The organism is Neobacillus cucumis, from assembly GCF_002860255.1.
GTDB lineage: Bacteria > Bacillota > Bacilli > Bacillales > Cytobacillaceae > Neobacillus > Neobacillus cucumis_A.
In genome coordinates this window covers 214,721-237,199 of sequence record NZ_PGVE01000064.1, presented here as the reverse complement: position 1 = coordinate 237,199, position 22,479 = coordinate 214,721, and the positions used below count along the sequence as shown (strand labels likewise).

24 protein-coding genes are annotated in these 22,479 nt (G+C 36.5%); 13 read left to right on the top strand and 11 right to left on the bottom strand.

Annotated features, from left to right (window positions below; genetic code table 11):
• Positions 1-156: 156 nt before the first annotated feature.
• Positions 157-1,536 (top strand): class II fumarate hydratase, encoded by a 1,380-nt coding sequence (gene fumC, locus CVD27_RS17715; RefSeq protein WP_101649217.1) that lies wholly within the window; start codon positions 157-159, stop codon positions 1,534-1,536.
• A gap of 81 nt (positions 1,537-1,617) precedes the next feature.
• Here the strand turns inward: fumC and CVD27_RS17710 are convergent, their stop codons facing one another.
• The gene (locus tag CVD27_RS17710) at positions 1,618-1,824 is read right to left on the bottom strand and encodes an alpha/beta-type small acid-soluble spore protein (protein ID WP_098529737.1); all 207 of its coding nucleotides are present in this window, start codon (positions 1,822-1,824) and stop codon (positions 1,618-1,620) included.
• A gap of 329 nt (positions 1,825-2,153) precedes the next feature.
• Here CVD27_RS17710 and CVD27_RS17705 point away from each other — a divergent pair, with 329 nt between their 5' ends.
• Positions 2,154-2,396, top strand: a complete 243-nt coding sequence (locus CVD27_RS17705; RefSeq protein WP_101649216.1) for a hypothetical protein — start codon at positions 2,154-2,156, stop codon at positions 2,394-2,396.
• A gap of 40 nt (positions 2,397-2,436) precedes the next feature.
• Here CVD27_RS17705 and CVD27_RS17700 read toward each other — a convergent pair whose 3' ends face one another.
• The 7 genes from CVD27_RS17700 to CVD27_RS17670 all read right to left on the bottom strand — a co-directional run bounded on the left by CVD27_RS17700 (position 2,437) and on the right by CVD27_RS17670 (position 9,837).
• Positions 2,437-3,549, bottom strand: a complete 1,113-nt coding sequence (locus CVD27_RS17700; RefSeq protein ID WP_101649215.1) for an ABC transporter ATP-binding protein — start codon at positions 3,547-3,549, stop codon at positions 2,437-2,439.
• Positions 3,550-3,656: 107 nt separating this feature from the next.
• Positions 3,657-4,559 carry a PucR family transcriptional regulator gene (locus CVD27_RS17695; protein WP_101649214.1) on the bottom strand — a complete coding sequence of 301 codons (903 nt, stop codon included), beginning with the start codon at positions 4,557-4,559 and terminating at the stop codon, positions 3,657-3,659.
• 115 nt (positions 4,560-4,674) lie between these two features.
• Positions 4,675-4,860, bottom strand: coding sequence for a hypothetical protein (locus CVD27_RS17690; protein WP_257984409.1), 186 nt, complete (start codon positions 4,858-4,860; stop codon positions 4,675-4,677).
• Between the two features lie 89 nt (positions 4,861-4,949).
• Complete coding sequence (locus CVD27_RS17685) at positions 4,950-6,014, bottom strand: YheC/YheD family endospore coat-associated protein (RefSeq protein ID WP_101649213.1); 1,065 nt, start codon at positions 6,012-6,014, stop codon at positions 4,950-4,952.
• Complete coding sequence (locus tag CVD27_RS17680; RefSeq protein ID WP_101649212.1) at positions 6,011-7,375, bottom strand: YheC/YheD family endospore coat-associated protein; 1,365 nt, start codon at positions 7,373-7,375, stop codon at positions 6,011-6,013. Before CVD27_RS17680 ends, CVD27_RS17685 begins: the two co-directional genes overlap by 4 nt.
• Positions 7,353-8,456, bottom strand: a complete 1,104-nt coding sequence (locus CVD27_RS17675; protein ID WP_101649211.1) for a YheC/YheD family endospore coat-associated protein — start codon at positions 8,454-8,456, stop codon at positions 7,353-7,355. The genes CVD27_RS17680 and CVD27_RS17675 overlap by 23 nt, the downstream gene beginning before the upstream one ends.
• A 1-nt stretch (position 8,457) precedes the next feature.
• Complete coding sequence (locus CVD27_RS17670) at positions 8,458-9,837, bottom strand: YheC/YheD family endospore coat-associated protein (protein ID WP_101649210.1); 1,380 nt, start codon at positions 9,835-9,837, stop codon at positions 8,458-8,460.
• 149 nt (positions 9,838-9,986) lie between these two features.
• Here CVD27_RS17670 and CVD27_RS17665 point away from each other — a divergent pair, with 149 nt between their 5' ends.
• The 4 genes from CVD27_RS17665 (at position 9,987) to CVD27_RS17650 (ending at position 13,957) form a co-directional block, all read left to right on the top strand.
• Positions 9,987-10,334, top strand: coding sequence for a YlbF family regulator (locus tag CVD27_RS17665; protein ID WP_101649209.1), 348 nt, complete (start codon positions 9,987-9,989; stop codon positions 10,332-10,334).
• 118 nt (positions 10,335-10,452) lie between these two features.
• The gene (locus CVD27_RS17660; protein ID WP_101649208.1) at positions 10,453-11,322 is read left to right on the top strand and encodes a Cof-type HAD-IIB family hydrolase; all 870 of its coding nucleotides are present in this window, start codon (positions 10,453-10,455) and stop codon (positions 11,320-11,322) included.
• A 216-nt stretch (positions 11,323-11,538) separates the two neighbouring features.
• The gene (locus CVD27_RS17655; protein ID WP_101649207.1) at positions 11,539-13,050 is read left to right on the top strand and encodes a coproporphyrinogen III oxidase; all 1,512 of its coding nucleotides are present in this window, start codon (positions 11,539-11,541) and stop codon (positions 13,048-13,050) included.
• Between the two features lie 115 nt (positions 13,051-13,165).
• Entirely contained in the window at positions 13,166-13,957 is a 792-nt protein-coding gene (locus CVD27_RS17650) for an enoyl-CoA hydratase (RefSeq protein WP_101649206.1), read from the top strand.
• A 34-nt stretch (positions 13,958-13,991) separates the two neighbouring features.
• On the opposite strand, the gene CVD27_RS17645 is transcribed toward CVD27_RS17650, so the two are convergent.
• Positions 13,992-14,177 (bottom strand): YhzD family protein, encoded by a 186-nt coding sequence (locus CVD27_RS17645; RefSeq protein ID WP_101649205.1) that lies wholly within the window; start codon positions 14,175-14,177, stop codon positions 13,992-13,994.
• Between the two features lie 462 nt (positions 14,178-14,639).
• On the opposite strand from CVD27_RS17645, the gene CVD27_RS17640 reads away from it, so the two are divergent.
• The 4 genes from CVD27_RS17640 (at position 14,640) to CVD27_RS17625 (ending at position 20,188) form a co-directional block, all read left to right on the top strand.
• Positions 14,640-15,860, top strand: coding sequence for a metallophosphoesterase family protein (locus CVD27_RS17640; RefSeq protein WP_101649204.1), 1,221 nt, complete (start codon positions 14,640-14,642; stop codon positions 15,858-15,860).
• Between the two features lie 16 nt (positions 15,861-15,876).
• Positions 15,877-18,876 carry an AAA family ATPase gene (locus CVD27_RS17635; protein WP_101649203.1) on the top strand — a complete coding sequence of 1,000 codons (3,000 nt, stop codon included), beginning with the start codon at positions 15,877-15,879 and terminating at the stop codon, positions 18,874-18,876.
• Between the two features lie 55 nt (positions 18,877-18,931).
• Positions 18,932-19,876, top strand: a complete 945-nt coding sequence (gene yhaM, locus CVD27_RS17630) for a 3'-5' exoribonuclease YhaM (protein ID WP_101649202.1) — start codon at positions 18,932-18,934, stop codon at positions 19,874-19,876.
• Between the two features lie 123 nt (positions 19,877-19,999).
• Positions 20,000-20,188: a sporulation YhaL family protein gene (locus tag CVD27_RS17625; protein WP_101649201.1), complete on the top strand. Its 189-nt coding sequence runs from the start codon at positions 20,000-20,002 to the stop codon at positions 20,186-20,188.
• Positions 20,189-20,281: 93 nt separating this feature from the next.
• On the opposite strand, the gene CVD27_RS17620 is transcribed toward CVD27_RS17625, so the two are convergent.
• The gene (locus tag CVD27_RS17620) at positions 20,282-21,157 is read right to left on the bottom strand and encodes a peptidylprolyl isomerase (protein WP_101649200.1); all 876 of its coding nucleotides are present in this window, start codon (positions 21,155-21,157) and stop codon (positions 20,282-20,284) included.
• A 223-nt stretch (positions 21,158-21,380) separates the two neighbouring features.
• On the opposite strand from CVD27_RS17620, the gene CVD27_RS17615 reads away from it, so the two are divergent.
• Both CVD27_RS17615 and CVD27_RS17610 read left to right on the top strand, forming a co-directional pair.
• On the top strand, positions 21,381-21,467 hold the full coding sequence (locus CVD27_RS17615) for a YjcZ family sporulation protein (RefSeq protein ID WP_180960339.1): 87 nt from the start codon (positions 21,381-21,383) through the stop codon (positions 21,465-21,467).
• Positions 21,468-21,500: 33 nt separating this feature from the next.
• Positions 21,501-21,593: a YjcZ family sporulation protein gene (locus tag CVD27_RS17610; protein ID WP_040204450.1), complete on the top strand. Its 93-nt coding sequence runs from the start codon at positions 21,501-21,503 to the stop codon at positions 21,591-21,593.
• Between the two features lie 100 nt (positions 21,594-21,693).
• Here CVD27_RS17610 and CVD27_RS17605 read toward each other — a convergent pair whose 3' ends face one another.
• Positions 21,694-21,873, bottom strand: coding sequence for a hypothetical protein (locus CVD27_RS17605; protein WP_098529757.1), 180 nt, complete (start codon positions 21,871-21,873; stop codon positions 21,694-21,696).
• 263 nt (positions 21,874-22,136) lie between these two features.
• Here CVD27_RS17605 and CVD27_RS17600 point away from each other — a divergent pair, with 263 nt between their 5' ends.
• Entirely contained in the window at positions 22,137-22,475 is a 339-nt protein-coding gene (locus tag CVD27_RS17600) for a DUF1878 family protein (RefSeq protein ID WP_101649198.1), read from the top strand.
• Positions 22,476-22,479 lie beyond the last annotated feature (4 nt).

Here is a 22,479-nt window from a genome sequence, read left to right as displayed (position 1 = left end):
CTTTCTTATTTTATCGGATATACACTCATTAAATCATAGACTGCGGACATGGTGTCTGCAGTCTTTTTATTTTTTCAAAACAAATCAATGGGATGTTAATATTAGTTAACAATGGATATATATATTGAAGTAGTAGAAAATGTGAGGTGGAAAGTTATGGAGAAATTTAGAGTCGAGAAGGATACTCTTGGTGAGATTCGAGTACCTGCAGATAAATATTGGGGAGCTCAAACACAGAGGAGCAGAGAAAATTTTAAAATTGGTGAGGAAAAGATGCCGATTGAAGTTATCTATAGCTTGGTGTTTATTAAAAAAGCTGCTGCAATGGTTAATTACAAATTAGGAAAGCTTAATGAAGTTAAAATGAGAACAATCGTAGATGTATGTAATGAGATACATAATGGGGATTACGATCATCATTTTCCATTACTAGTCTGGCAAACCGGCAGCGGTACCCAATCCAATATGAATGTCAATGAAGTGATCGCAAATCGGGCAAACCAAATACTTATCGATTTGGGAAGCTCAGAAAGAATACATCCAAATGATGATGTAAATATGTCTCAAAGTTCGAATGATACTTTCCCAACAGCCATGCATATGGCGGCCTATATTAAAATTACTAAAAGTTTAATCCCAGTAATTTTTGAACTGAAAAATACTCTACAAGAAAAGGAGAAGGCTTTTGCTGGCATTGTCAAGATCGGCAGAACTCATTTACAGGATGCAACACCTCTAACTCTTGGCCAGGAAATTAGCGGCTGGAGGGCGATGCTTGAGAAAGATGAACAAATAATTAAAGAAGCTAGTGAGCATTTATTGATTTTAGCAGCAGGAGGAACTGCGGTAGGGACAGGAATAAATGCTCATCCGCAATTCGGTCAACTGATAGCAGCGGAACTTAAGAATTTAACAGGTTTTTCCTTTAAATCTTCAGATAATAAATTTCATGCCTTAACAAGTCATGCTGAAATTGTTCATGTCCATGGGGCATTAAAAGCATTAGCCGCTGATTTAATGAAAATTGCCAATGATATTCGCTGGCTTGCAAGTGGTCCTCGCAGTGGAATAGGAGAGATTAGTATCCCGGCAAACGAACCGGGAAGTTCCATTATGCCGGGAAAAGTCAATCCAACACAAAGTGAAGCTTTGACGATGGTGGCTTGTCAGATTTTTGGAAATGATGCCTCAATTGGTTTTGCTGCCAGCCAAGGGAATTTCGAGTTGAATGTCTTTAAACCAGTCATCATTTATAACCTAATTCAATCTATAAGGCTTCTTGCAGATGGGATTGATTCTTTTAATAAGAACTGTGCAATCGGTATAGAGGCAAATGTTGAAAAAATATCAAATAACGTAGAACGTTCATTAATGTTAGTAACGGCACTTAATCCGCATATCGGGTATGAAAAAGCAGCGGAAATTGCAAAGCTTGCTTTTAAGGAAAATAGTACCCTAAAAGAAGCAGCACTTAAAACGGGTTACCTTACGGAAGAACAGTTCTCAGAGTGGATTAATCCTGAAAAAATGGTTTAATTACAACAGTGAAAGCCCCCACCGTTAATAGGAGGGGGCTTAGGCCATATTATTAATTTGTACAGAAAAGTTGGTTAAAAATTAGCGTTGGAATCCGCCGCCAAGTTGAGATTCTGCCATTGCTACAAGACGCTTTGTAATTTCTCCTCCGACAGAACCGTTTGCACGTGAAGTAGTATCAGCACCAAGATTTACGCCAAATTCTTGAGCGATTTCATACTTCATTTGGTTAAGTGCTTGCTCGACGCCTGGTACTAAAAGTTGATTAGAGTTGTTGTTACTTGCCATAGTTGAATAACACTCCTCTTATTAATTTTGGGGTCAGTATGGAATTGAACCATAATATTGCCACCTGGCCTAACCCATATTATCCATGGTTATGATAAAGAATATTAGTAATTGGAGATGATTCATTTTGGTTGGATGATCCGGAGTTGCACCGGATATTACCCTTGTGATTGGCTTCATCCATCGGTGTAATTGTTGCTTTGTAATCTTTATTATGATTAATTTTTAAAGTTCTATTCAAAAAGTTTTAATGTTAGTTTTTTCCATTACATATGAACTTTAACTTAACACAAACTAATATTATCTTCTTAATAAAAGGGTGAACTCTATTGGCCATATGCCCAGTATGTAATGGATTAAGGGAAGTTTATTTAATGTGTACGAAATGTGGGGAACCTATGTTAGAAAGCGGTCGGCTCATTGATTTTTATGATGATTATAGTCCGTACATGGAAATTGATTTAATGAAACTTGAGGATGGGTATCCAGATACCCATTCAGGGCAAAAATGTCCACACCTATACAGATGTCCTGCTTGTCACAGTGACGAAGTCATTTTTATAAAAGAATAACCCCGTTATTAAGATAACGGGGCGATGCTTCTATAAAAATTTATCTTTCATTTACAGTTCTGATACGTGATTCAGTATCTGTATCAAAGAAATGAGCTTTATTTAGGTCGAAAGCAAGGTCTACTGTGTCACCAGGGTGAACATCCGCACGTGAATCTAGGCGAGCAACGAAGTCCTGACCACCGAGACTAGAATAAACCATTAATTCAGCACCAGTTAACTCGGCAACATCAATATTGGCTTTAATTTTTGTTCCAGCAGATGCTTCAATAAATACAGGCTCATCGTGGATATCCTCTGGACGTACACCAAGGATTATTTCTTTTCCAACATAACCTTGTTCACGTAAGAATTTCATTTTTCCTTCAGGAACTGCAATCGATGTATTACCGATCACGAATTTTCCATCTTGAAGTTTTCCATTAAAGAAGTTCATTGCAGGAGAACCAATAAAGCCGCCAACAAAGACGTTCTCTGGCTTTTCATATACTTCTTTTGGTGAACCTACTTGCTGAATTACACCATCTTTCATAACAACTAGACGTGTTGCCATTGTCATAGCTTCTGTCTGGTCGTGAGTAACATAAATTGTAGTAGTATCTAAACGACGGTGAAGCTTTGCAATCTCTGCACGCATCGCTACACGAAGTTTAGCATCAAGGTTTGATAATGGCTCGTCCATTAAGAATACCTTTGCGTCACGAACAATCGCACGGCCTAGTGCAACACGCTGACGTTGACCACCTGAAAGTGCTTTTGGTTTACGAGTTAGGTAGGCTTCTAAGCCAAGGATTTTTGCTGCTTCTTTTACACGGCGTTCAATTTCATCTTTTGGAAACTTACGTAATTTCAATCCAAATGCCATATTATCATATACAGTCATGTGAGGATAAAGAGCGTAGTTTTGGAATACCATCGCAATATCACGATCTTTTGGAGCTACATCGTTAACTCTTTTTCCATCGATGAAAAAGTCACCTTTTGAGATATCTTCAAGTCCGGCAATCATTCGTAGAGTAGTAGACTTTCCACAGCCAGATGGTCCAACAAACACGATAAATTCCTTATCTTCAATATGCAAGTTGAAGTCCTGTACCGCAGTTACTTTATTGTCGTAAATTTTATAAATATGATCTAATTTTAATTCAGCCATTTGTCTCTTCCTCCCTGAATAAGTTGTATCTTTAGTTTACAGGGAATGAAAACATTTACATATGGACAGGTTGCACAAAAAATGAAAACGCTTTTTTGGGCATTTTGTCATTTTTGTTGTTCAAAGAGCAGACAAGCTAAAAAAACAGTGAAGGCTCCATAAAAATCTTTAAGGCCAATGCCGGTTTTTTCAATAAATTTATCAATCCGATACTGTAATGTATTTCGATGGATATATAATTTCTTAGCTGTCATACTAGCATTTAAATTGTTTTCAAGAAACACTTTGATGGTTGAAAACATTTCAGGTTCTTCTTTAAAAAGATCAATTATTTCTTGACTGACCATTGCAATTAATTCTTGCGGCAAGGAATAAGCTAAATAAGCTGGGAACACCCGTTCAAAAGTAAATGTATTAGATTGGTGCATTTGGGAGAGGGCAAAAGAAAAATATTCTTTTTCCTGATGGAACTTGCTAGGTAATTCCGGTGAAAATACGCATGGTTTTCCAATATAAAAAGAAATTTTCACATAAAAATCACTTTCAAGTGTTTCTGACATCGAAACGATCTCTTCCTCTGAAAGGGACATGGAATCCTTCTCCTCTACCACAATCCCCCTGGTTCGACCTTCCCAAAGAATAATCACATCTTCAGAGAAAAAACCTTTTAAGGCCGATTCTATCTCAGGTTGATTTACCTCAACTCCGTTAAAATTCAGCTGGATAATCCTTAATGTATTTCCAGTTGAGTAGCTTGGTAATGGACCACCTGAATATAAAAAATCATGCCATGCCTTTATAGTCGGATGAAGATTTGAATTAGGAAATTCCACCAAAGTATAAAGTGTTTTAAGGAGGTTTATTTCTCGTTCATTAAGCTCGGTTTTAGGTATAGCTACCCATGCATCCTCTGATTCATCGCAAAAATAGAAGAAACGCTCTGATGGGCTTTTTGGTTTGCTTGGAAAAAAGATGGAATTTTGATAGAACGACAATAATTTTTTTATCATGTTGATTTCCCCGTTATTAAAATTTTCAGGCTTTATCCATTATTATACCAATTGTGTGGCTGTGCACAAAAGAGAAATGGCTGTACGAGCTTTTTACCGTACAGCCACTTAACATTTATTCAATTTCAGCAGGTGGTTGTTCTTTAGGAAGATCATGTGCTTCTTCAATATTGGCGGCATCGTGGCGGGAATGGACCGAACCACCGGACAAGCCTTCATTTATCATACGGTCTACATCTACATAGGCTTTATCTCTGCCTTCATATGCAGATTCTTTATTTGTTAAATTTTCTTTACTCAAAACATTCACCCTTTCTGCACAAAAAGTTAGCATGTTGGTATTCAAGCACGCTGAAGATTCCTTGAGATAAAAGGAAACAGGCTATTGCTCTAGTTTGCGGGAAAGGGAGGGTTTTCATTCATCTCTATATGTTGAAGAAATAAAAGGCACAGATTTTCGATTTTTTTCCCCTCGATATCAACTTCATCAAAACTCATTGGTTTCGAATTCACCTCGTATATATAATAACGACCTGTTTCACTTAATCCTGCATCAATCGTAAATTCACCAAAGAAGCCGAAACGACTTGAGAGAGCATTTCCGACATTAGAAATAATCTTTTGGAAAAATTCATCATGCTCGTTTGATTGAAAGAGCTGATAGGGAAGAAACTTCCCTCCTGCTGGGATATGTGTTGTGACATCCTGATCCTCGGAAAGTCTAATTCCAACTCCAGTTAGAGTATATTCCCCGCGATTCGCATGGGCTAAAATTCGAAAATCAAAACGGCTGCCATTATATTTTGCCGGGCGTATTTCCTCCTGTGCTAAATATGATTTTTTAAGTAATTCTTCCTTCCATTCCTTCCAAAAATGATCAAAGGAATGGAAGTTTTCATGGATTTTAATACCCTCTAATTGGATTTCAGAAGAATCGGTTATTCTAATACGAACGATTCCTTTTCCCTTTGAAGATTGGGTGGGTTTTAGATAAATACCTCCAAACTTTTTTAGAAAGGGTAACAAATTCTCTGGTTCCGCTACTGGGATTGTTTCAGGCAAATAATGTTGAAGAATGCTATCGTTTTTTAATAATTGGTAAAGGTCATATTTATCGATAAAGCAAGGGTTAAAAAAGGGGATTTTTTTTTCCTTCAATTTTGAAAATAACTTCTGACTTTTTTCATCCTTCTCCGCTTTTCTGAAAGGGATTCGATTATAAACAAGATGAGGGAAAGGGAAACATCCTTTTTTCCAGCGATTTTCCTCTGGTGAAAAGATATACCCATTTATATAATCTTCTTTTACTTCTTCCGGTAGAAAGACAAAGCTTATTCCATTGAGGGAAATAAGCCTTTTTTGTATTTCTATAAAAAGTGGTCCATTTCCGGCGATGGATCCATCTGTTTTGCTTGAAGTTACAATACCAATCAACGGTATAACATTGTTTTTCATTTAAATAATTCCTCTGGATGTAATAGCGACTGCTCTGTTAAAAAGACGGCAAATGCTATGGATAATTTTCGTGTTAATAAATCAAATTCTTTTAGCTCCGGATGACTAAAGATAGATCTGCCAGGTTTTGAATTAGCTTCAAAAAGCCAGACGTCTCCGTTTCGATCAATGCCTAAATCAAAACCAATCTCACCAATTATTCCTTCAATATTTTTATCAAGTGCTTTACTTAATAAAAGAACAGCATGACTTAATTTTTCGGTGTAAATTTTTGCTTCATCTTCTGAGAAAATTTCGTTGATGGTTTTAATATCACCACCGCTTCTAGCATGGGTGGTTACACTGCCTTGACCGGCAATTTTTCCGGCAATCGCTGTAACACGCCACTGACCGGAATCGTCTTTGTTGGTATGAACTCGGAAATCCACCGAACGCTGATCCTTTCTAAGTAAATGAATACCCTGCTGGACCAGCATTCTGTCTAGTGAAAGGGAGGAAAACACCGATTGAAATAATCGTTCCAAAGTGGAGTATTTTCGTAAACGATTTTGGCCTGCTTCATCTTGATAGCGGCAATAATAATGATCTGTATGTTTGTCATAAATGACTTGATGAACACCATATCCGAGACTTCCATTTTTGGGTTTAATAAAAACATGACCATATTTAGAGAGCATCATCTCAATGGAGGAAAAGGATATAAACGGATAAGTTTCCGGTAAATATGGTGTAACAGATGAATCCTGCTGAAGTCTTTCATAAATATCAAGTTTATTAAAGAATCCAGGATTGTACCATGGGATCAAGTACTCCTTTTGAAGACGATTTCTTGCCTTAATTAATTTAGGATTTTCCTCACTTTTACGATTTGGTAATCGGTCATAGATGACATTAGGGAAAGGCACATCCACTGTTTTCCACTTGTTTTCGTGAAAGAAATATCCTTCAATCGTTCCTAGCTTCCAATCAATATGCTGTTCGCCAAAAACAAATGGAAGGGCACCGACAGACCGATTGACAGAGAGAAGTTTAGCAAAAAATTGAGTTCGTTCACCTATGGGCTGGTCAGGGTATGAGGTAAATCCTGCTGTAAAAATACCGACTAATGGACCGATATAGAGAACTTCATTCTCTAGGAAGGCATGTAAGGGTACTTTGAAATTAGGAAACTGAATTCTTTCTTGTATTTTCCTGCTGATAGATATTCGGTCATTTTGGTCTGGATGGGGAAGGAACTCAACTTCCATTGATTTTGAACCAAAGGCAATTCTTTTAATCTGTTTATCTTCAATTAAATTCGGAGGACAAAAGACAATTAATTGGTCATTTTGTGCGACCTCAATGAGATAATGTTTTCTCATAATAGACCTTCCTTTCCGTCGGTCCTGTCTCAAAAAGATGTTTTCCATAAAGCAGTGGTTTAGTATAAAGGGTGTCTTTTAATTCAGGATTTGTGAATAGTAGAACTTTCCTGCCTGGTTTGGAGTTGATATCTAGTATCCATATGGAACCATCCTTGGCGATACCAATATCGATACCTATTTCAAACAGCGGCATAAAGTTTTTTTCTAAGGTAGAGGGAAGGATGTCGAATATATAATCTAACTCTTGCTGTATATACTCTCCTTTTGATGGCTTCAAGGAAGTGATCCATTCTTTAAAGGTAATTACACTCCCACCTGCAGCCAGGTTTGATAAAATACCTCCCGTACTTCCAATCCTAACGCCACGCCCCTGTTCCTTCCATTGCCCCCGCTCGTTTTTTTGCAAGAGGGTACGAATATCAAAAGGCTGGTGTTCTTTATTAGAGAGCTCCAAATATGGCTGTAGTAAATAGTTACGCTGTTTTAATAATTGTTTCAACCATTGAACGAGCTTGGCCTCATTGGGAAATATACGTGAAATAATCCTTTTTTGCTTTTCAGTTTTAACGTGAATGGTTTTTTCATTTCTTTTTAAGTAATAGATTCCGTAACCTTGCGAACCGTTGATTGGTTTTAAAATAACTTTGTGCTTTGCTGTCAATTCACTTAAAACACTGTCAACATCTAAAACTGCTTGTGTTTGAGGTAAATAGGATGATAGTGGGGTATTCTTTAAGACCTGGTATAATTCGAGTTTATTAGGCAGACCATAGCCTAAAAAGATAATATCACTTCGGCTTTTTAACCAGGTTACAATTGGAAGGCATTGTTTGGAATGCTCATCCTCTCCGTAAAAACAGCGATCATAAACGATGGTTGGGATGGGAGCTTCACAATCCCTCCAGTTTTTTGTTACTGGGTTAAATTTCCTCCCCTTAACAAGAAGCGTATGGGGATTAATTTCGGATGGAATAAACCTGAAAACCTCCATACTTAAGGATTCAGCATGACATGCAATTTCGTTTATATATGAATTTTCACTTTCTAGATTTAAGGACATAATACCGAATGTTATCACTTTATAAATCCTCCTTAAAAACAGCTGTATCAAATGCTAGAATGGTACAAAACTGAATAATAGCTCGGGCAGATGGTCTTATTTTTGTTAAACCATCTTCAAAGTTTTTAGATGGCTTAGAATTCACCTCAATCAGCCATGGTTTCCCATCTTGATCCACACCGATGTCGATACCGAGTTCTCCCATGATGCCCTGTGAACTTTCACTTATAATTCCAGCAGTTACAAGTGCCAATTCCTTCATTAGGGCTAGTACTTCCATAGATTTTTTTTCGCTCATAACTGTTCTTAGTGCTATTAATGGTCTTGTAAGGGTACCACCTCTTGATAAATTAGAGACAAACTCTTGTTTAGCTGCAATCCTTGCGACTGTGGAGGTAACAATCCAATGGTTATGCAAATTCTGGTGGCATAGGACACGGAAATCCATCGAAGCTGATTGATATGACATCAGCGGGATTCCTTGTTGTATAATATAAATTCGATTATGAATAAGTGGTTTGATTTGTCGAAATAATTCATCTAAGGTGAACTGTTCTCCGAAGTTAGCTGGCAAGGATTTCAATGAGGTTTCAATGGAGTAATGAGAATCCGGTTCACGTTTTATTTTTATAATATTTCTTCCCTGACTTCCATGGATTGGTTTAAGAAAAAGCGATTCATACTTTTGGGCCAATTCATAAAAATGATCTTTTGAAAATAATTTTGTTTCCGGTATATAGGAATCTAGCTGCGTCTCATCTTTTAGATGGTCGTAGACTTCCCACTTTGACAGAAAGCGGTCATTAAAAAATGGAATGAACAATTGGTTAAGTTTTTCTCGGAAATGTTTAAATTCTTTTTTATACTCTAGGACCCTTGAATGAATTCGATTATAAATTACATCAGGGGCAGGCAGCTGTGCCTTGACCCATTTTCCGTTTTCTAAAAAAAATCCCTCATTTAAAAACTGATCATAAGAAAACACATAGAAAAATCCGCCCTTTTCCCTTATTCCTTGCTCTAGTTCGTCACAAAACAAATGAATAGAACGAAAGTAGGCTCCATCGTTTCTGTTCTCAATGGAATCTGTTAATAAAGCTGCGATAGGTCCCAGTTTTAACGTCAGATGATCGGGAAGAACGATTGCTTGAAATTTAAGGGGTTGTATGGGGAGGTAAAAGTATTTCATTAATTCTTCAGATAGATGGATAATGTTATTAGGTAAATCTTCTATTTGAACGATTGCGGGTGTGTTTTTTCGACCTATAGATAAGTTCAGCTCCTGTTGTTTATTTAATTGCAGCCTTTTAAACAAATGGGCTGACATTTGAATAACGTTTGAATCTTTTTCTTTTACTTTTACGGGTTGAATCTGAATAGGGGTTAACGAAAAAGACATAATCACTCCTCATTTTCTAGAATGATGGGCATTAGTTGATATAAGTAATTTATGTAAATAAGGGCGGAAAGGTGATTTGAACATTCTCGCATTTAATTGAATAGTTTGTTATAGTTGTTAAGATATTTATATAAAAAGGAGTGACTTAAATGGCAGTTAATTTATATGATTCCGCCTATGCGTTAGAAACAGCAATTCGTCAAAGTCCTGAGTATACACAATTAAAGCAGGCATATAACGAAGTAAATATGGATCCTCAAGCAAAACAAATGTTTGATCAATTCCGCCAGATGCAAATGAATTTACAGCAAAAACAGATGATGGGCCAAAACATCTCTGAGCAGGAAATTCAACAGGCACAATCCACCGTCGCTCTTGTTCAGCAAAATCAAAAAATTGCCGGGCTTATGGAAGCAGAGCAGCGAATGAGCATGATCATTGGTGAATTAAACAAAATTATTATGAAACCATTGGAAGATTTATACGGAAATTTGTGATTCATATGAAAGCCCTCGGGTTCTTTAATCCCGGGGGCTTTCGCTTTTTGTTCTATATGTGGGTGAAAGGTCATAAAAGTGATATAAAGGTAATTCACCAAGAACAGGGGGCAACATAATGATTTATCGCTTGCTTGCGCTAAATATTGATGGAACGCTTCTACAATCAAATGGAAAAATTCATAAATCAACAAAGGAAGCACTCGAATATGTTCAACAAAAAGGAATCTATGTAACACTAGTTACTTCGCGAAGCTTTCCTTCGGCTAAGAAGGTGGCAAAGGCGTTAAAAATAACAGCACCTCTTATTACTCACCAAGGGGCTTTTATAGCAAGTAACGTGGAGAAGCCAGTATATGTCAAAAGAATCAATGAGGATATTACTTACGATACAATCCGTTTTTTAGAAGCAATGCCATGCCAAATTCGTCTAGTGCATGAGCAGTTTTCGTTAGCAAATAAATTAAAGCTCAATAATCAACTGCTGGCTAAAACAGTATTTACATCTGGCGATCCTGTTTTCTATTCCCAGCAATTTGTATCTTCTCTGAGTGAATACTTGCATGACCAGCCAGTGTCCCCACCTAAAATAGAAGTTTACTTTGAAGATGAGCGGGACCTTAAGGATTCGGTTCAGGCATTAAGAAAAATGTTTTCGGAGATTGAAGTGATTCAGTTGGATTCACTAAGGCTTGATATTGTTCCATCGGGAGTTTCAAAACTTACTGGATTATCTTATTTAGGAAATCAGCTTGGCATTAAGAGAAGTGAAATGGTTTATATAGGAGATGGCCTGGATGATATTCCATTAATTGAAGCAGCCGGACTTGGCGTTTCAATGTGGAATGCGGATTTTGAAGTAAAAAGGGCATCCGATTGGGTAACAAGATCGAAAAATGAACAGGGTGTCGCCTACATGGTAAAGGAACATTTCCGTAAACAGCAGCCAATTGAATTTTTAAGGAAAATGAAGATTATTAAGAATTGAGAACTAGAGATATCATGGTAAAGCCATGATATCTTTTTCTATTTCAAGTGAACTTTGAAAATTGTCCAGCTCAAAGCTTGGTCAAGGCGCTTCCACTTTTCCCATATTGACCTTAATTTCTTGATTTTGTACACTTAAGAGAGTTTAGTAATGTCTAGCACAAGCAGCCTAGAATTATAAAGGTACTTGTGCTTTTTAAATGAAAGGTGATAAACTTTGCGAATTTCGATTATTGGAATAGAGGATGAAAGATTTAACCGGCAAATGCAGCTTATTGCCAATTTATTTTTTGAGGAATCTGAAATCATCATGGCTGAGCAAAGCGATGCTGATGTTCAAATAAAGTTTACGTTACAGGTGAAAAATTTAATAGCAGTTTCTGCTGAATTGAAGGACCAGAACGGAGAGGTACATGTCGCTAATTACCAAAAAGAATTAAACGGATCACTGATGGAAAAGGAACAATTTAAGCAAATCAAGCATGCGGTGGCTCATGTTTATTTAACTGTACTTCAGGACTGGACAGGTATGATACAAAAATGGGGAATTTTAACAGGTGTCAGACCTACAAAATTACTTCATCGAAAAGTCCAGCAAGGAATTCCACTAAAAGAAGCGCATCAGCAATTAAAAGAGGATTACTTAATTAGTGATGAGAAGATTGAGTTAATGCAGCATATTGTTGATCGTCAGCTTGCTGTCGTACCTGATCTTTACTCACTGAAAAAGGAAGTCAGCATCTATATAGGTATCCCGTTCTGTCCGACAAAGTGCGCCTATTGTACATTTCCTGCCTATGCTATAAACGGCAGACAAGGATCTGTAAACTCTTTCTTGGGCGGGCTGCATTATGAAATGAGAAAAGTTGGTGCTTGGCTAAAGGAGAAAGGTGTTAAGATTACAACGGTCTATTATGGAGGAGGTACCCCGACGAGTATCACAGCAGAAGAAATGGACATGCTTTACGAAGAAATGTATACATCGTTCCCTGATGTTGAAAACATTCGTGAAATTACAGTTGAAGCAGGACGGCCAGATACCATTACACCTGAAAAATTAGAAGTCCTTAAAAAGTGGAATATTGACCGAATTAGTATAAATCCACAATCATATACACAAGAAACATTAAAGGCAATTGGCAGACATCACACTGTTACAGAGACAATAGAAAAGTACCATATGGCTCGTAAAATGGGTATGAATAATATTAACATGGACTTAATTATTGGTCTTCCTGGAGAGGGACTCGAGGAATTCACCCATTCCTTAATGGAATCAAAGAAATTGATGCCTGAGTCATTGACAGTGCATACATTGTCATTTAAACGTGCATCCGAAATGACGAAAAATAAGGAAAAGTATAAGGTGGCTCCGCGTCAAGAAGTGGAAAAAATGATGGAGCTTGCGGAGAAGTGGACCAAAGATCACGGGTATGTACCATATTACTTGTACAGGCAAAAGAATATCCTTGGAAATTTAGAGAATGTAGGTTATTCGTTCCCTAACCAGGAAAGCATTTATAATATTATGATTATGGAAGAACAACAGACCATTATTGGACTTGGCTGTGGGGCTGCAAGCAAATTTATTGATCCGGTATCTGGGAAAATCACTCATTTTGCCAATCCAAAGGACCCTAAATCTTATAATGACAACTTCGAAGCATATACACAGGATAAACTAGACATTTTAGATGAATTATTTTCAGAAAAAAACTCTCCTGCTTAAAAAAGCGGGAGTTTTTTTATTGGATAAATTTTCTATAATTTTTGAAATTTTGTATTTATTCTCTCCATTTCCATATATAATGAAAGTGAGTGAGTAAAAAGGGAGGGTATGTCCCATGTCAATTAATTTTGTAACGGATAAGGTGAATTTACGTGTGAATGGGCGTGTTGCGACGATTGAATTAAACCGGCCGGAAGCATTAAACGCATTGGATATAGATGTCATAAAGGGGTTAGTTTGTAAGCTAAAGGAAATTAGTGTGTCCGATAAGGTAGATATTGTGGTCTTAACAGGAAAAGGAAGGGCCTTCTCTTCGGGTGGAGATATAAAAACAATGCTTTCAAACATGAATGAAAGTGATTTCTTTCCTGTAATGGATTGGATTAGTGAATTGATTATTACTTTGTACAGCCTTCCGAAACTAACTATTAGTGCGGTTTCCGGTGCAGCAGCTGGCCTCGGATTTAGTCTAGCTTTGGCGACTGATTACATAATTGCGGATAAGACAAGTAAGCTTGCAATGAATTTTATTGGAATTGGCTTGATTCCGGATGGGGGTGCCCACTTCTTTTTAGAAAAAAGATTAGGTGAAACCAAGGCCAAGCAGGTGATTTGGGACGGTAATAAATTAACTCCTGATGAGGCATTAAAGCTGGGATTAATTCAAGAAGTGGCAGAAGATGAACTTCAGGAATCCTTGGAGGCAAGGGTTCAAGATTGGTTAAGTCGTCCGGTTCAGGCTATGATTAAAACAAAAAAAATAATGGCAGAGAAGAATCGCCCACAGTTATTAAAAGTACTGGAATTAGAGAAATACGGCCAGCAAAAAATGAGAGAAACGCTTGACCACCGAGAAGGAATAAGGGCATTTATTGAAAAAAGGAAACCAAATTTTATTGGAAGATAAAGCAACAAAGAAGCCCAAGGGCTTCCTTGTTGCTTTAAGAGTGAAACAGCAAAAGCTTGCCGCTAGGTGAGGTTAACCGATGTGTTTTTTCTAATAGCTGCTTCTCTGATAACAATTGTTCCCCTTGCTTCTTTGCAGCCTCATCATTTTCTGCTAGAAGACTTTCATCTAATAGTTTTTCACCATTTGCTTCGAAGGCTGTTAGTTTATAAGTTTTCATCGATAACTCCCCCTTGATTAATCAAATATAATAAAGAGCAATGCACAACGTATGGAAATCGACTTCTTTTATATTTTCACACAATTCAATTAACTTTTCAAAAAAATAATCCGAAACCAATTTATGGTATATTCGTAATAAAGAAGAAATGGAGTGCGTAATATGGTTCTTAAACTTGAGCACGTTTCCAAACGATTTGGAAGTTCTACAGCCGTCAATGATTTGTCTTTAACAATCCCTAATACTTGCTGTCTTTGGGGCCCGTGTCTACCGTGGGGGTGTATTAATGTATGGTAAGTCTAACTCCTATAAAGACATTAAGAAGGCATTACAATTAACCAAAAATCAATAATTTATTAGAGCTTTACCAAACTTGGTAAGGCTCTTTAGTTTTAGAACATGCATTCGCATTTTTGTGTTAAAAGTGCTACAATGGAGAAAAGACAGTGAAAGGAATAATTTATGAAAAAGATATCGTTTATACATGCCGCTGATCTGCATTTGGATAGTCCGATGGTTGGATTAAAGCATTTGCCTGAAAATATCTTTAATAGAGTAAAAGAGAGTACTTTTACAGCATTAAAAAAATTAACTTCTGCTGCGATAGAGCGGCAAGTCGATTTTGTAATCATTGCAGGAGATATATATGATGGCGAGGACCGCAGCATACGTGCCCAAGCTCGTTTTCGAAAGGAAATGGAGAAACTGAACGATGAAAAGATTCCTGTCTATATTGTCCATGGTAATCATGATCATTTAAATGGTTCTTGGGTAAATCTTGACATGCCAAAAAATGTTCATGTTTTTAACAGCAAGGTTGAAACCAAGGTATTGCAGACAAAAAGCGGTGCCACTGTCCATCTTTATGGTTTTAGTTATGGAACAAGACATGTGTATGATCGGAAAATTGATGAATATTGTAAATTGGATGGCGCGGATTACCATATTGGCATTTTGCACGGAAATGAAAGTGCTGGAACAGAGCATGACAATTATGCCCCATTTACCTTAAAGGACCTCATCCAGAAAAATTTTGACTATTGGGCTTTAGGGCATATTCACAAACGTGCTGTATTATCTTTGGCCCCGACTATTATTTATCCGGGTAATATTCAAGGGAGAAATAAGAAAGAGTCTGGAAGTAAAGGATTTTATTATGTGGATTTTAAAGATTCAGAGGCACAATTGGACTTTATAGAAGCTTCCGATATTATTTGGGAAGATGTAACTGTCGATGCTGCGACAGCAGTAAGCTTTGATGATCTTTACCATTTATGTCAATCGGCTATTAATACTGTGAGAAAGGAACGTATTGGAACGTTACTTTCCCTTACATTGAAAAATACGCAGCTCGAAGATGTTCGCGAACAAAGAAGCAGTAATAGTGAATTACTAGAACTTTTATTAGAGGACGAAAGAGAAGAGGAGTCTTTTGTTTGGACGGCTGACTTGAGTTTGACGGAAAAATTAATGATTAATAAAGATAAATTAAAAACAGAAGCAAATTTTTATGGGGAGCTATTTGAGACGATCAAACATTATGACCAAACGGATCAAGCCTTAGCCCCTTTATATGAGCATAACTTAGGAAGAAAATACTTACCACATTTAGTTGAGGCAGAGAAAGATGAATTGCTTGAAAAGGCAGAAAAGTTATTAATTGAATTACTTTATCAGGCCTAATTAAAGGAGGAGAGGCATGAAAATTCTTGAAATATACATATATGGATACGGTCAGTTGGAAAATGTAGTGATTAAATCTCTTTCAGATTTTCAAATATTCTACGGGGAGAATGAAGCGGGAAAATCAACCTTAATGGCCTTAATTCATGGGATTTTATTTGGTTTCCCTACAAAGCATTCATCTGATCTCCGCTATGAACCAAAACATAGTACCAAATACGGTGGAAAGCTTAGAGTTTATCACGAAGAACATGGATTTGCTGTGATTGAACGTGTAAAGGGTAAAGCTGCAGGGGATGTAAAGGTCATGTTGGATAATGGGGCTATCGGCGGTGAAGAGCTCCTTAAAAACTTGATTGGAAACTTTGATAAGAGCTTGTTCCAAGCAGTTTTCTCCTTTAATTTACAAGGACTGCAAAACATCCATCAAATGAAGGGAGAAGAAATTGGTAAGTTTTTATTTTCAGCTGGAACCTTGGGGACAGAGCAGCTATCTAAAGCAGAAAGTTTTTTGCAGAGAGAATTAGATGCTCGTTTTAAGCCCTCCGGAAAGAAACCAATCTTAAATGAAAAATTACAGGAACTCAATGATTTAAAGGTCCAATTGAAGAAGGCCGCAGGAAGAAATAATGAATACGATGAGCTGTTAATGAAAAAGGAAACCTTGAGTCGGGAGATGCTTCAAATTAGTGGTGCGTTTCAGGAAACGACCGAGAAGATCAATAAATTGAAAGAATGGAAGAGAATCGAATCAGCAGTTAAGGAAGAACGCTGGACAGAAAAGACGCTAAATGAATTGGGAGAAGTTGATTTTCCTGCCCGTGGGATAGAAAGAATTGAAAAAATTAATCAGCTAATTCATCCTTATAAAGCAGAGATTACAAGCATCACTAATAGAGTAGAAAATTTAAAAGAGCAATTAGTGGATATTCAACCCGATCCTGAGCTGCTTACTAACGAGCCAGTTATAGTAAAACTACTTGACCAAATTCCAATAATCGAACAAGCGAAGATGGAGAAACAGCAAAGTGAACGGAAACTCGCAGAATATGATGAGCAGCTTTCCATCACTAGAGAAAAGCTTCATTTGCCTTTAACTGATGAAGAAATCTTACATATCAATACAAATATTTATATGAAAAACCAAGTAGAAACAGTAACACGTAAAAAACAAAAGCTGGAAGAAATGAAGGAAGAATTAGAAAAGATATACCAAGAGGAAAAAAAAGCTCTTGAAGATATAGAGAAAGAAGTTCGTTTTGCTGAAAATAAAATCCTGCCACAAATAGAGAGAATACCATTAGAGGAACAATTAAATCAAAAGAATGATAAAAAAAGTTTCGAATGGGAATTAAAAACAATACAGGACAAAATTGCATTTTTTCAACTAGAAAATGAACGAAAACAAGCTGCAAATATCAAGTTAAAAGGTGAAAGAAAGCTTCAGTTACTTCTCTTTGAATTGATATTATTCGGAGTGTTTTTATACGGGATATTTACTAAGCAATGGTTCCTGTTAGCTGTTGGCTTAGTAGGGTGTATAAGTCTTGTATTCCTACTAGTAAAAGGAACAAAGCAGACAAATGAAGGGAACATTCAACAGACAATCAATAGTTTAAAAGAAAAGGAAAAAGCATTACAGCGAAATCTCCAAACTGCAGAATATCTGGATTTTAAAACACTCGAGAACCGATTAACCTTAGACAATCAAAGGAGACAAGAATTGCAACTGTTAAAACTGAAGTTAAAACAGCAGCAATCACAATATGAGAAAGTTATTTCTAAGTTTGAGGACTGGGAATTGACGGCAGCAGAAAACAAAGAAAAACTTTTCTCGATAAGTAAAGAGTTAAATATACCGGAATACATTGGAGCCAGTTTTTTAGCTGAGGCTTTTGAGTATATTGAACAGTATAAATCAATCTGTCGAGATAAAAAGCAACTAATCCTAAAGATAGAACAAATCACACATCAACAGTCTGTTGTTGAGGAAGGTATAAGCTCTTTTGGAAATCGTTTTTTACAAGAAATAGGCCATGATTTACATAATATAGCCTATTTATTAAGAAATAAGCTAAAGGAAGAACATGAAAAATTAATTAAGAGCCATGAGAGAGCCAATAAGCTGGAAGAACTTAAAGCAGATTTAAAACAAAAAGTGCAGGAACTAGAACTTTTACAAACAGAACATAACAAACTTTTACTTGCTGCAAATGTAAATTCAGAGCAGCAATTCTATGAATTGGGAGAAAAAGCAAAAAAGCGGGAAGAGCTGCTCGATAGGCAGCGTCATCTGCAAGACCAACTACAATATTCATTTATTTCAAAAGAGGAACAGGAAGTCTATTTGTCTATTCACGAGAGTGACGAATTAATAAGGCAGTGGGAGATTGAAGTACAAAAAATACAAGTAAGGCTGGAAAATAATCAAAATGAGAATGCCGCTCTTAATTATGAGATTCAAGTACTAGAAGAGGGAGGAATGTATTCAAACATTCTCCATCAGTTTAAACAGAAAAACTTTGAATTAGAAGAGGCAGCGAAAGAATGGTCCGTGTTTCGTTTGGCACAAGAAATTTTATCGAATACAATTGATAAATATAAGAATGTGCATTTGCCAAGAATGTTGTCAAAAGCAGAGGAATACATGTCATTTCTAACTGATGGCAGCTATAAAAGAATTCATTTGCAAAAAACTGGGACTGGTTTTCTAGTTGAACGTGATGATCATACCCTATTTGAGGCAAATGAACTTAGTCAAGCGACTACAGAGCAGTTATATGTTTCCATTCGCTTGGCTTTGGCTACGACCCTTTATGAAAAATATCAATTTCCTATTATCATTGACGATAGTTTTGTTAATTTTGATGCCAAAAGGACAAAAAAGATTATTGAGCTTCTTAAAAGCTTGAAACAAAATCAGATACTCTTTTTTACTTGTCATAACCATTTACTATCACATTTTCAAAGAGAACATATACTTTGTCTGGAAAAAGGTACTGTTCAGGTTACTTAATAGAGTAGTAGCTGGATATGTTATACTCTATTTATCAGAGGGGAGAGTGGAAAGGTTGAGCAAAGGTATATTACAGTATGACGTTGGGGAACAGGTCGAATTATACCTCCTCATCAAAAGTTCGACAAAAGGCATTGCTAGTAACGGAAAGCCTTTTTTGACACTAATACTGCAAGATCAAAGCGGGGAAATTGAGGCTAAGCTTTGGGATGCCGGGGCAGAAGATGAAAAGAATTATGCAGCACAGACAATTGTAAAAATCCTTGGTGATGTCCAAAACTACCGCGGTAAAAGCCAGTTGAAAATCCGCCAAATTCGGAAAACAGGCCCTTCTGATGGCGTAAAGCTTGAAGATTTCCTTGAGACAGCACCCCTTAGTCAGGAAGAAATGGCGGGGAGGTTAACACAATATATTTTTGAAATGAAAAATCCGAATATCCAAAGGATTACTCGTCATCTAATAAAAAAGCATCAAAAGGCTTTTTTAGAATATCCGGCAGCAACCAAAAACCATCATGAATTTGTTTCAGGACTTGCATTTCATGTTATTAGTATGCTGGACTTGGCCAAAGCGATTGCGTCTTTATATCCTAGTCTTGATAAGGATTTACTCTATGCTGGGGTTATATTGCATGATATGGGAAAGGTTATTGAGCTTTCAGGTCCGATTTCAACCGTATATACGATTGAAGGAAATTTACTTGGCCACATTACCATCATGATTACTGAGATTGGAAAAGCAGCTGAGGAACTAGGTATTTCAGGTGAAGAAGTATTAATCCTTCAGCACCTAGTTTTAAGTCATCATGGTAAAGCTGAGTGGGGAAGTCCTAAACCACCTTTAATAAAAGAAGCGGAAATCCTTCATTATATTGATAATTTGGATGCAAAAATGAATATGCTTGATCGTGCGTTAGAAAGAGTCAAGCCAGGGGAGTTTACTGAACGCATATTTGCTTTAGATAACCGATCCTTTTATAAACCGGTTTTCCACAAATAACAAAAAAATAACCCATTAAGGGTTATTTTTTTGTATATAAACGAATATTTTTCACCTGTATGAAATATGTTGTAGTAAAAAGAATTATAAGTGGACAACCATTAGCGAAGGAGGCAAAAGACATTGACGATACCTATTTGGATTTATGCAGTAGTGGCAGGAATTGTAATTAGCGCTCTTATGGCAATAAAAACAGGCCGGGAAGAGCGACAATTAGAAATGGAAAACATAGAGCGTGAAGGAGAAATTTATCTTGAACGGCTCGAACGTGAAAAGGAAAAGCGTGAGGAATTGAGAGCACCAGGTGAATAAAAGGTTAGAAATGGCACCAAAAATTATAGAATAAAGAACAAAAGCGGAAGCCCGAGTCGGTGCTTCCGCTTTCTTATGTCTTCGCTTGTTTAATTATTGTGCAGGTGTTGCTGTTGTAGCATTTAGAGCATTTTTTAAGTCTTTGTCGTTGACTTTAACATCAGCTGCTTTAAGTTCACGCTGCATCGCTTTATTAATGTCATCGCTTGTTAATTTTGAAGATTTCACTTGATATTCAATATCTTTCTTCATTTCATTATACGACTTTTTCTCTTTTTTCTCAGTAACTTGAATGATATGATAACCAAACTGAGTTTTTACTGGTGCGCTAATTTCATTTACCTTAAGAGCATAAGCGCCTTTAATGAAATCGGCATCGTACTGATCTTTATTCGTATTATTGATGGTACCTAAATCACCGCCGTTTTGAGCTGAAGCCGTATCGGTTGAATATTTTTTTGCAAGGTCCTCAAATTTTGCTCCGCCATCAAGTTGTTTCTTAACATCCAATGCTGTTTTTTCATCTTTCACAAGGATGTGACGAACCTTAATATCAGGCTGATACGAAGCATAATAGTCCTTTAATTCTTTGTCAGTTACTTTAACATCCTTCATAGCAGCTTTTTCTTGTAACATACCTAGTTTCATGGTTTTCTTAAGGTCTGCTTCGTTCTTATAACCATATTGGGCGAGGGTAGCATCGAAATTAGAACCAAGCTGTTCCTTCAAATCGCTCACTTTTGCATTTAACTCTGCATCGGTTACTTTGTACTCCTTAGAAAGGACTTTTTCATATACAAGTTGTTGAAGGGCTTGTTGGCCGTATTTGTCCTTCATTGTATTGTATAGTTCTTCTTGAGTAACATTCCCAGCCTTACTTTCTGCCACTTTATCAGAGCCGGCTTGATTACATGCACCTAGTACAAGTACACCGCTAGCCATAGTAAGGGCTAATATCCATTTTTTCATGCTGAAATCTCTCCTAAATAGTTAAATTCTGTGAAATAGGTTGTCCACAATGTTTACTATAACATAAATGGGTACACCTGCAAAAATATAAGTGTAAGTGTTTATAGAAATTTCTAACAAAATAACCCTCGTGGACTTTTCCATAAAAAATAAGCTAAGTGCCTAAACGAAATTAAACCTTCATGAATAGTATATCTTAGCAAATGAAAAAGGAGGTTTTATGATGAGTGGAGGATATGGAGCAGGATTTGCCCTAATTGTAGTCCTTTTCATCCTATTGATTATTGTTGGGGCTTCTTGGGTTTATTAATTTAACAAAATGACAAAGAGGGGAGGTTAAATTATGTCTGGTGGTGCAGGTTACGGTGGAGGATTTGCATTAGTTGTAGTCCTTTTCATCTTATTGATTATCATTGGTGCTTCTTGGATTTACTAAGAAAGTATAATAAAACAAAAAGCGATGAGCCTTTACTCATCGCTTCGCTTTTTTTTCGTTACAGGTTTATTATTTACATATCCAACATTCATTCTTTGGATTATGTATATAAGATTTCCAAATAGGATGAAATTAATAAAATGGTTATAAGTACATTAATGGTACGGAAAACCTTATGCTGATTCTCCTCTGGTATCTCTTTTTGGATACAAAGGGAGTTGGTCATTTTGTTTACATAGAATAAAATAAAGATGGCAAAGACAATAAAAATGGAGATCATCGATGATTCCCTCCCAGATGGTTTACTATTATATTTCCCAGCAATGTAAATTAAAAAATATCACTGGTAAATGGCTTTAATTGATTGCTTCCGCTTTTCTATATACAATAACAAAAAAAATTAAAAAAAGATAGTAAAAAAGAATGGAAGTTTTGTAGAATTGGAAATTATTTTTGCTTCTTGAGTAAAAAAAGGTTTACCCATCTCTTCAAAAGGTGAATAATGAACATAGATAAAGTAAGGAATTGAAAGAGGCGGTAAATATGAATGAACATGATTTACTGTTGCACAGGATAAATCTTCTTGAATTTCATCAGAGGCTATTAGTAAATTTGCTAAACAATCCAAACAATCATTTTTATAGGTTAATTATTGAAAACGGGGTTTCGGAGCAGGAAGTAAATGGTTTTTATCAGTTGTGTGAAAAGATAAGCATGAAACTGGCAGAACAAAAAGCGGAGGGTTATGTTTATTTCCATCCGCTTCTGAAGGCTTTATCAGCATCGTTGCCAGCTAATCTAAGAATAGAAGAAGTCGTAAAGGCATGCTTGCAGCAAAAATTATTTGAGCCTCTTTTTCAGGAGTTACAGAAGTACCTATAGGGCA

Excerpts from the sequence above, each read along its gene's own strand:
- CVD27_RS17695 (WP_101649214.1), bottom strand. The coding sequence starts at position 4,559 with ATGATAAAAAAATTATTGTCGTTCTATCAAAATTCCATCTTTTTTCCA.
- CVD27_RS17610 (WP_040204450.1), top strand. The coding sequence starts at position 21,501 with ATGTCTGGTGGTGCAGGTTACGGTGGAGGATTTGCATTAGTTGTAGTC.
- CVD27_RS17620 (WP_101649200.1), bottom strand. The coding sequence starts at position 21,157 with ATGAAAAAATGGATATTAGCCCTTACTATGGCTAGCGGTGTACTTGTA.
- CVD27_RS17640 (WP_101649204.1), top strand. The coding sequence starts at position 14,640 with ATGAAAAAGATATCGTTTATACATGCCGCTGATCTGCATTTGGATAGT.
- CVD27_RS17685 (WP_101649213.1), bottom strand. The coding sequence starts at position 6,014 with ATGAAAAACAATGTTATACCGTTGATTGGTATTGTAACTTCAAGCAAA.
- fumC (WP_101649217.1), top strand. The coding sequence starts at position 157 with ATGGAGAAATTTAGAGTCGAGAAGGATACTCTTGGTGAGATTCGAGTA.
- CVD27_RS17660 (WP_101649208.1), top strand. The coding sequence starts at position 10,453 with ATGATTTATCGCTTGCTTGCGCTAAATATTGATGGAACGCTTCTACAA.
- CVD27_RS17650 (WP_101649206.1), top strand. The coding sequence starts at position 13,166 with ATGTCAATTAATTTTGTAACGGATAAGGTGAATTTACGTGTGAATGGG.
- CVD27_RS17700 (WP_101649215.1), bottom strand. The coding sequence starts at position 3,549 with ATGGCTGAATTAAAATTAGATCATATTTATAAAATTTACGACAATAAA.
- CVD27_RS17645 (WP_101649205.1), bottom strand. The coding sequence starts at position 14,177 with ATGAAAACTTATAAACTAACAGCCTTCGAAGCAAATGGTGAAAAACTA.
- CVD27_RS17680 (WP_101649212.1), bottom strand. The coding sequence starts at position 7,375 with ATGAGAAAACATTATCTCATTGAGGTCGCACAAAATGACCAATTAATT.
- CVD27_RS17605 (WP_098529757.1), bottom strand. The coding sequence starts at position 21,873 with ATGATCTCCATTTTTATTGTCTTTGCCATCTTTATTTTATTCTATGTA.
- CVD27_RS17670 (WP_101649210.1), bottom strand. The coding sequence starts at position 9,837 with ATGTCTTTTTCGTTAACCCCTATTCAGATTCAACCCGTAAAAGTAAAA.
- CVD27_RS17665 (WP_101649209.1), top strand. The coding sequence starts at position 9,987 with ATGGCAGTTAATTTATATGATTCCGCCTATGCGTTAGAAACAGCAATT.
- CVD27_RS17600 (WP_101649198.1), top strand. The coding sequence starts at position 22,137 with ATGAATGAACATGATTTACTGTTGCACAGGATAAATCTTCTTGAATTT.
- CVD27_RS17635 (WP_101649203.1), top strand. The coding sequence starts at position 15,877 with ATGAAAATTCTTGAAATATACATATATGGATACGGTCAGTTGGAAAAT.
- CVD27_RS17710 (WP_098529737.1), bottom strand. The coding sequence starts at position 1,824 with ATGGCAAGTAACAACAACTCTAATCAACTTTTAGTACCAGGCGTCGAG.
- CVD27_RS17615 (WP_180960339.1), top strand. The coding sequence starts at position 21,381 with ATGAGTGGAGGATATGGAGCAGGATTTGCCCTAATTGTAGTCCTTTTC.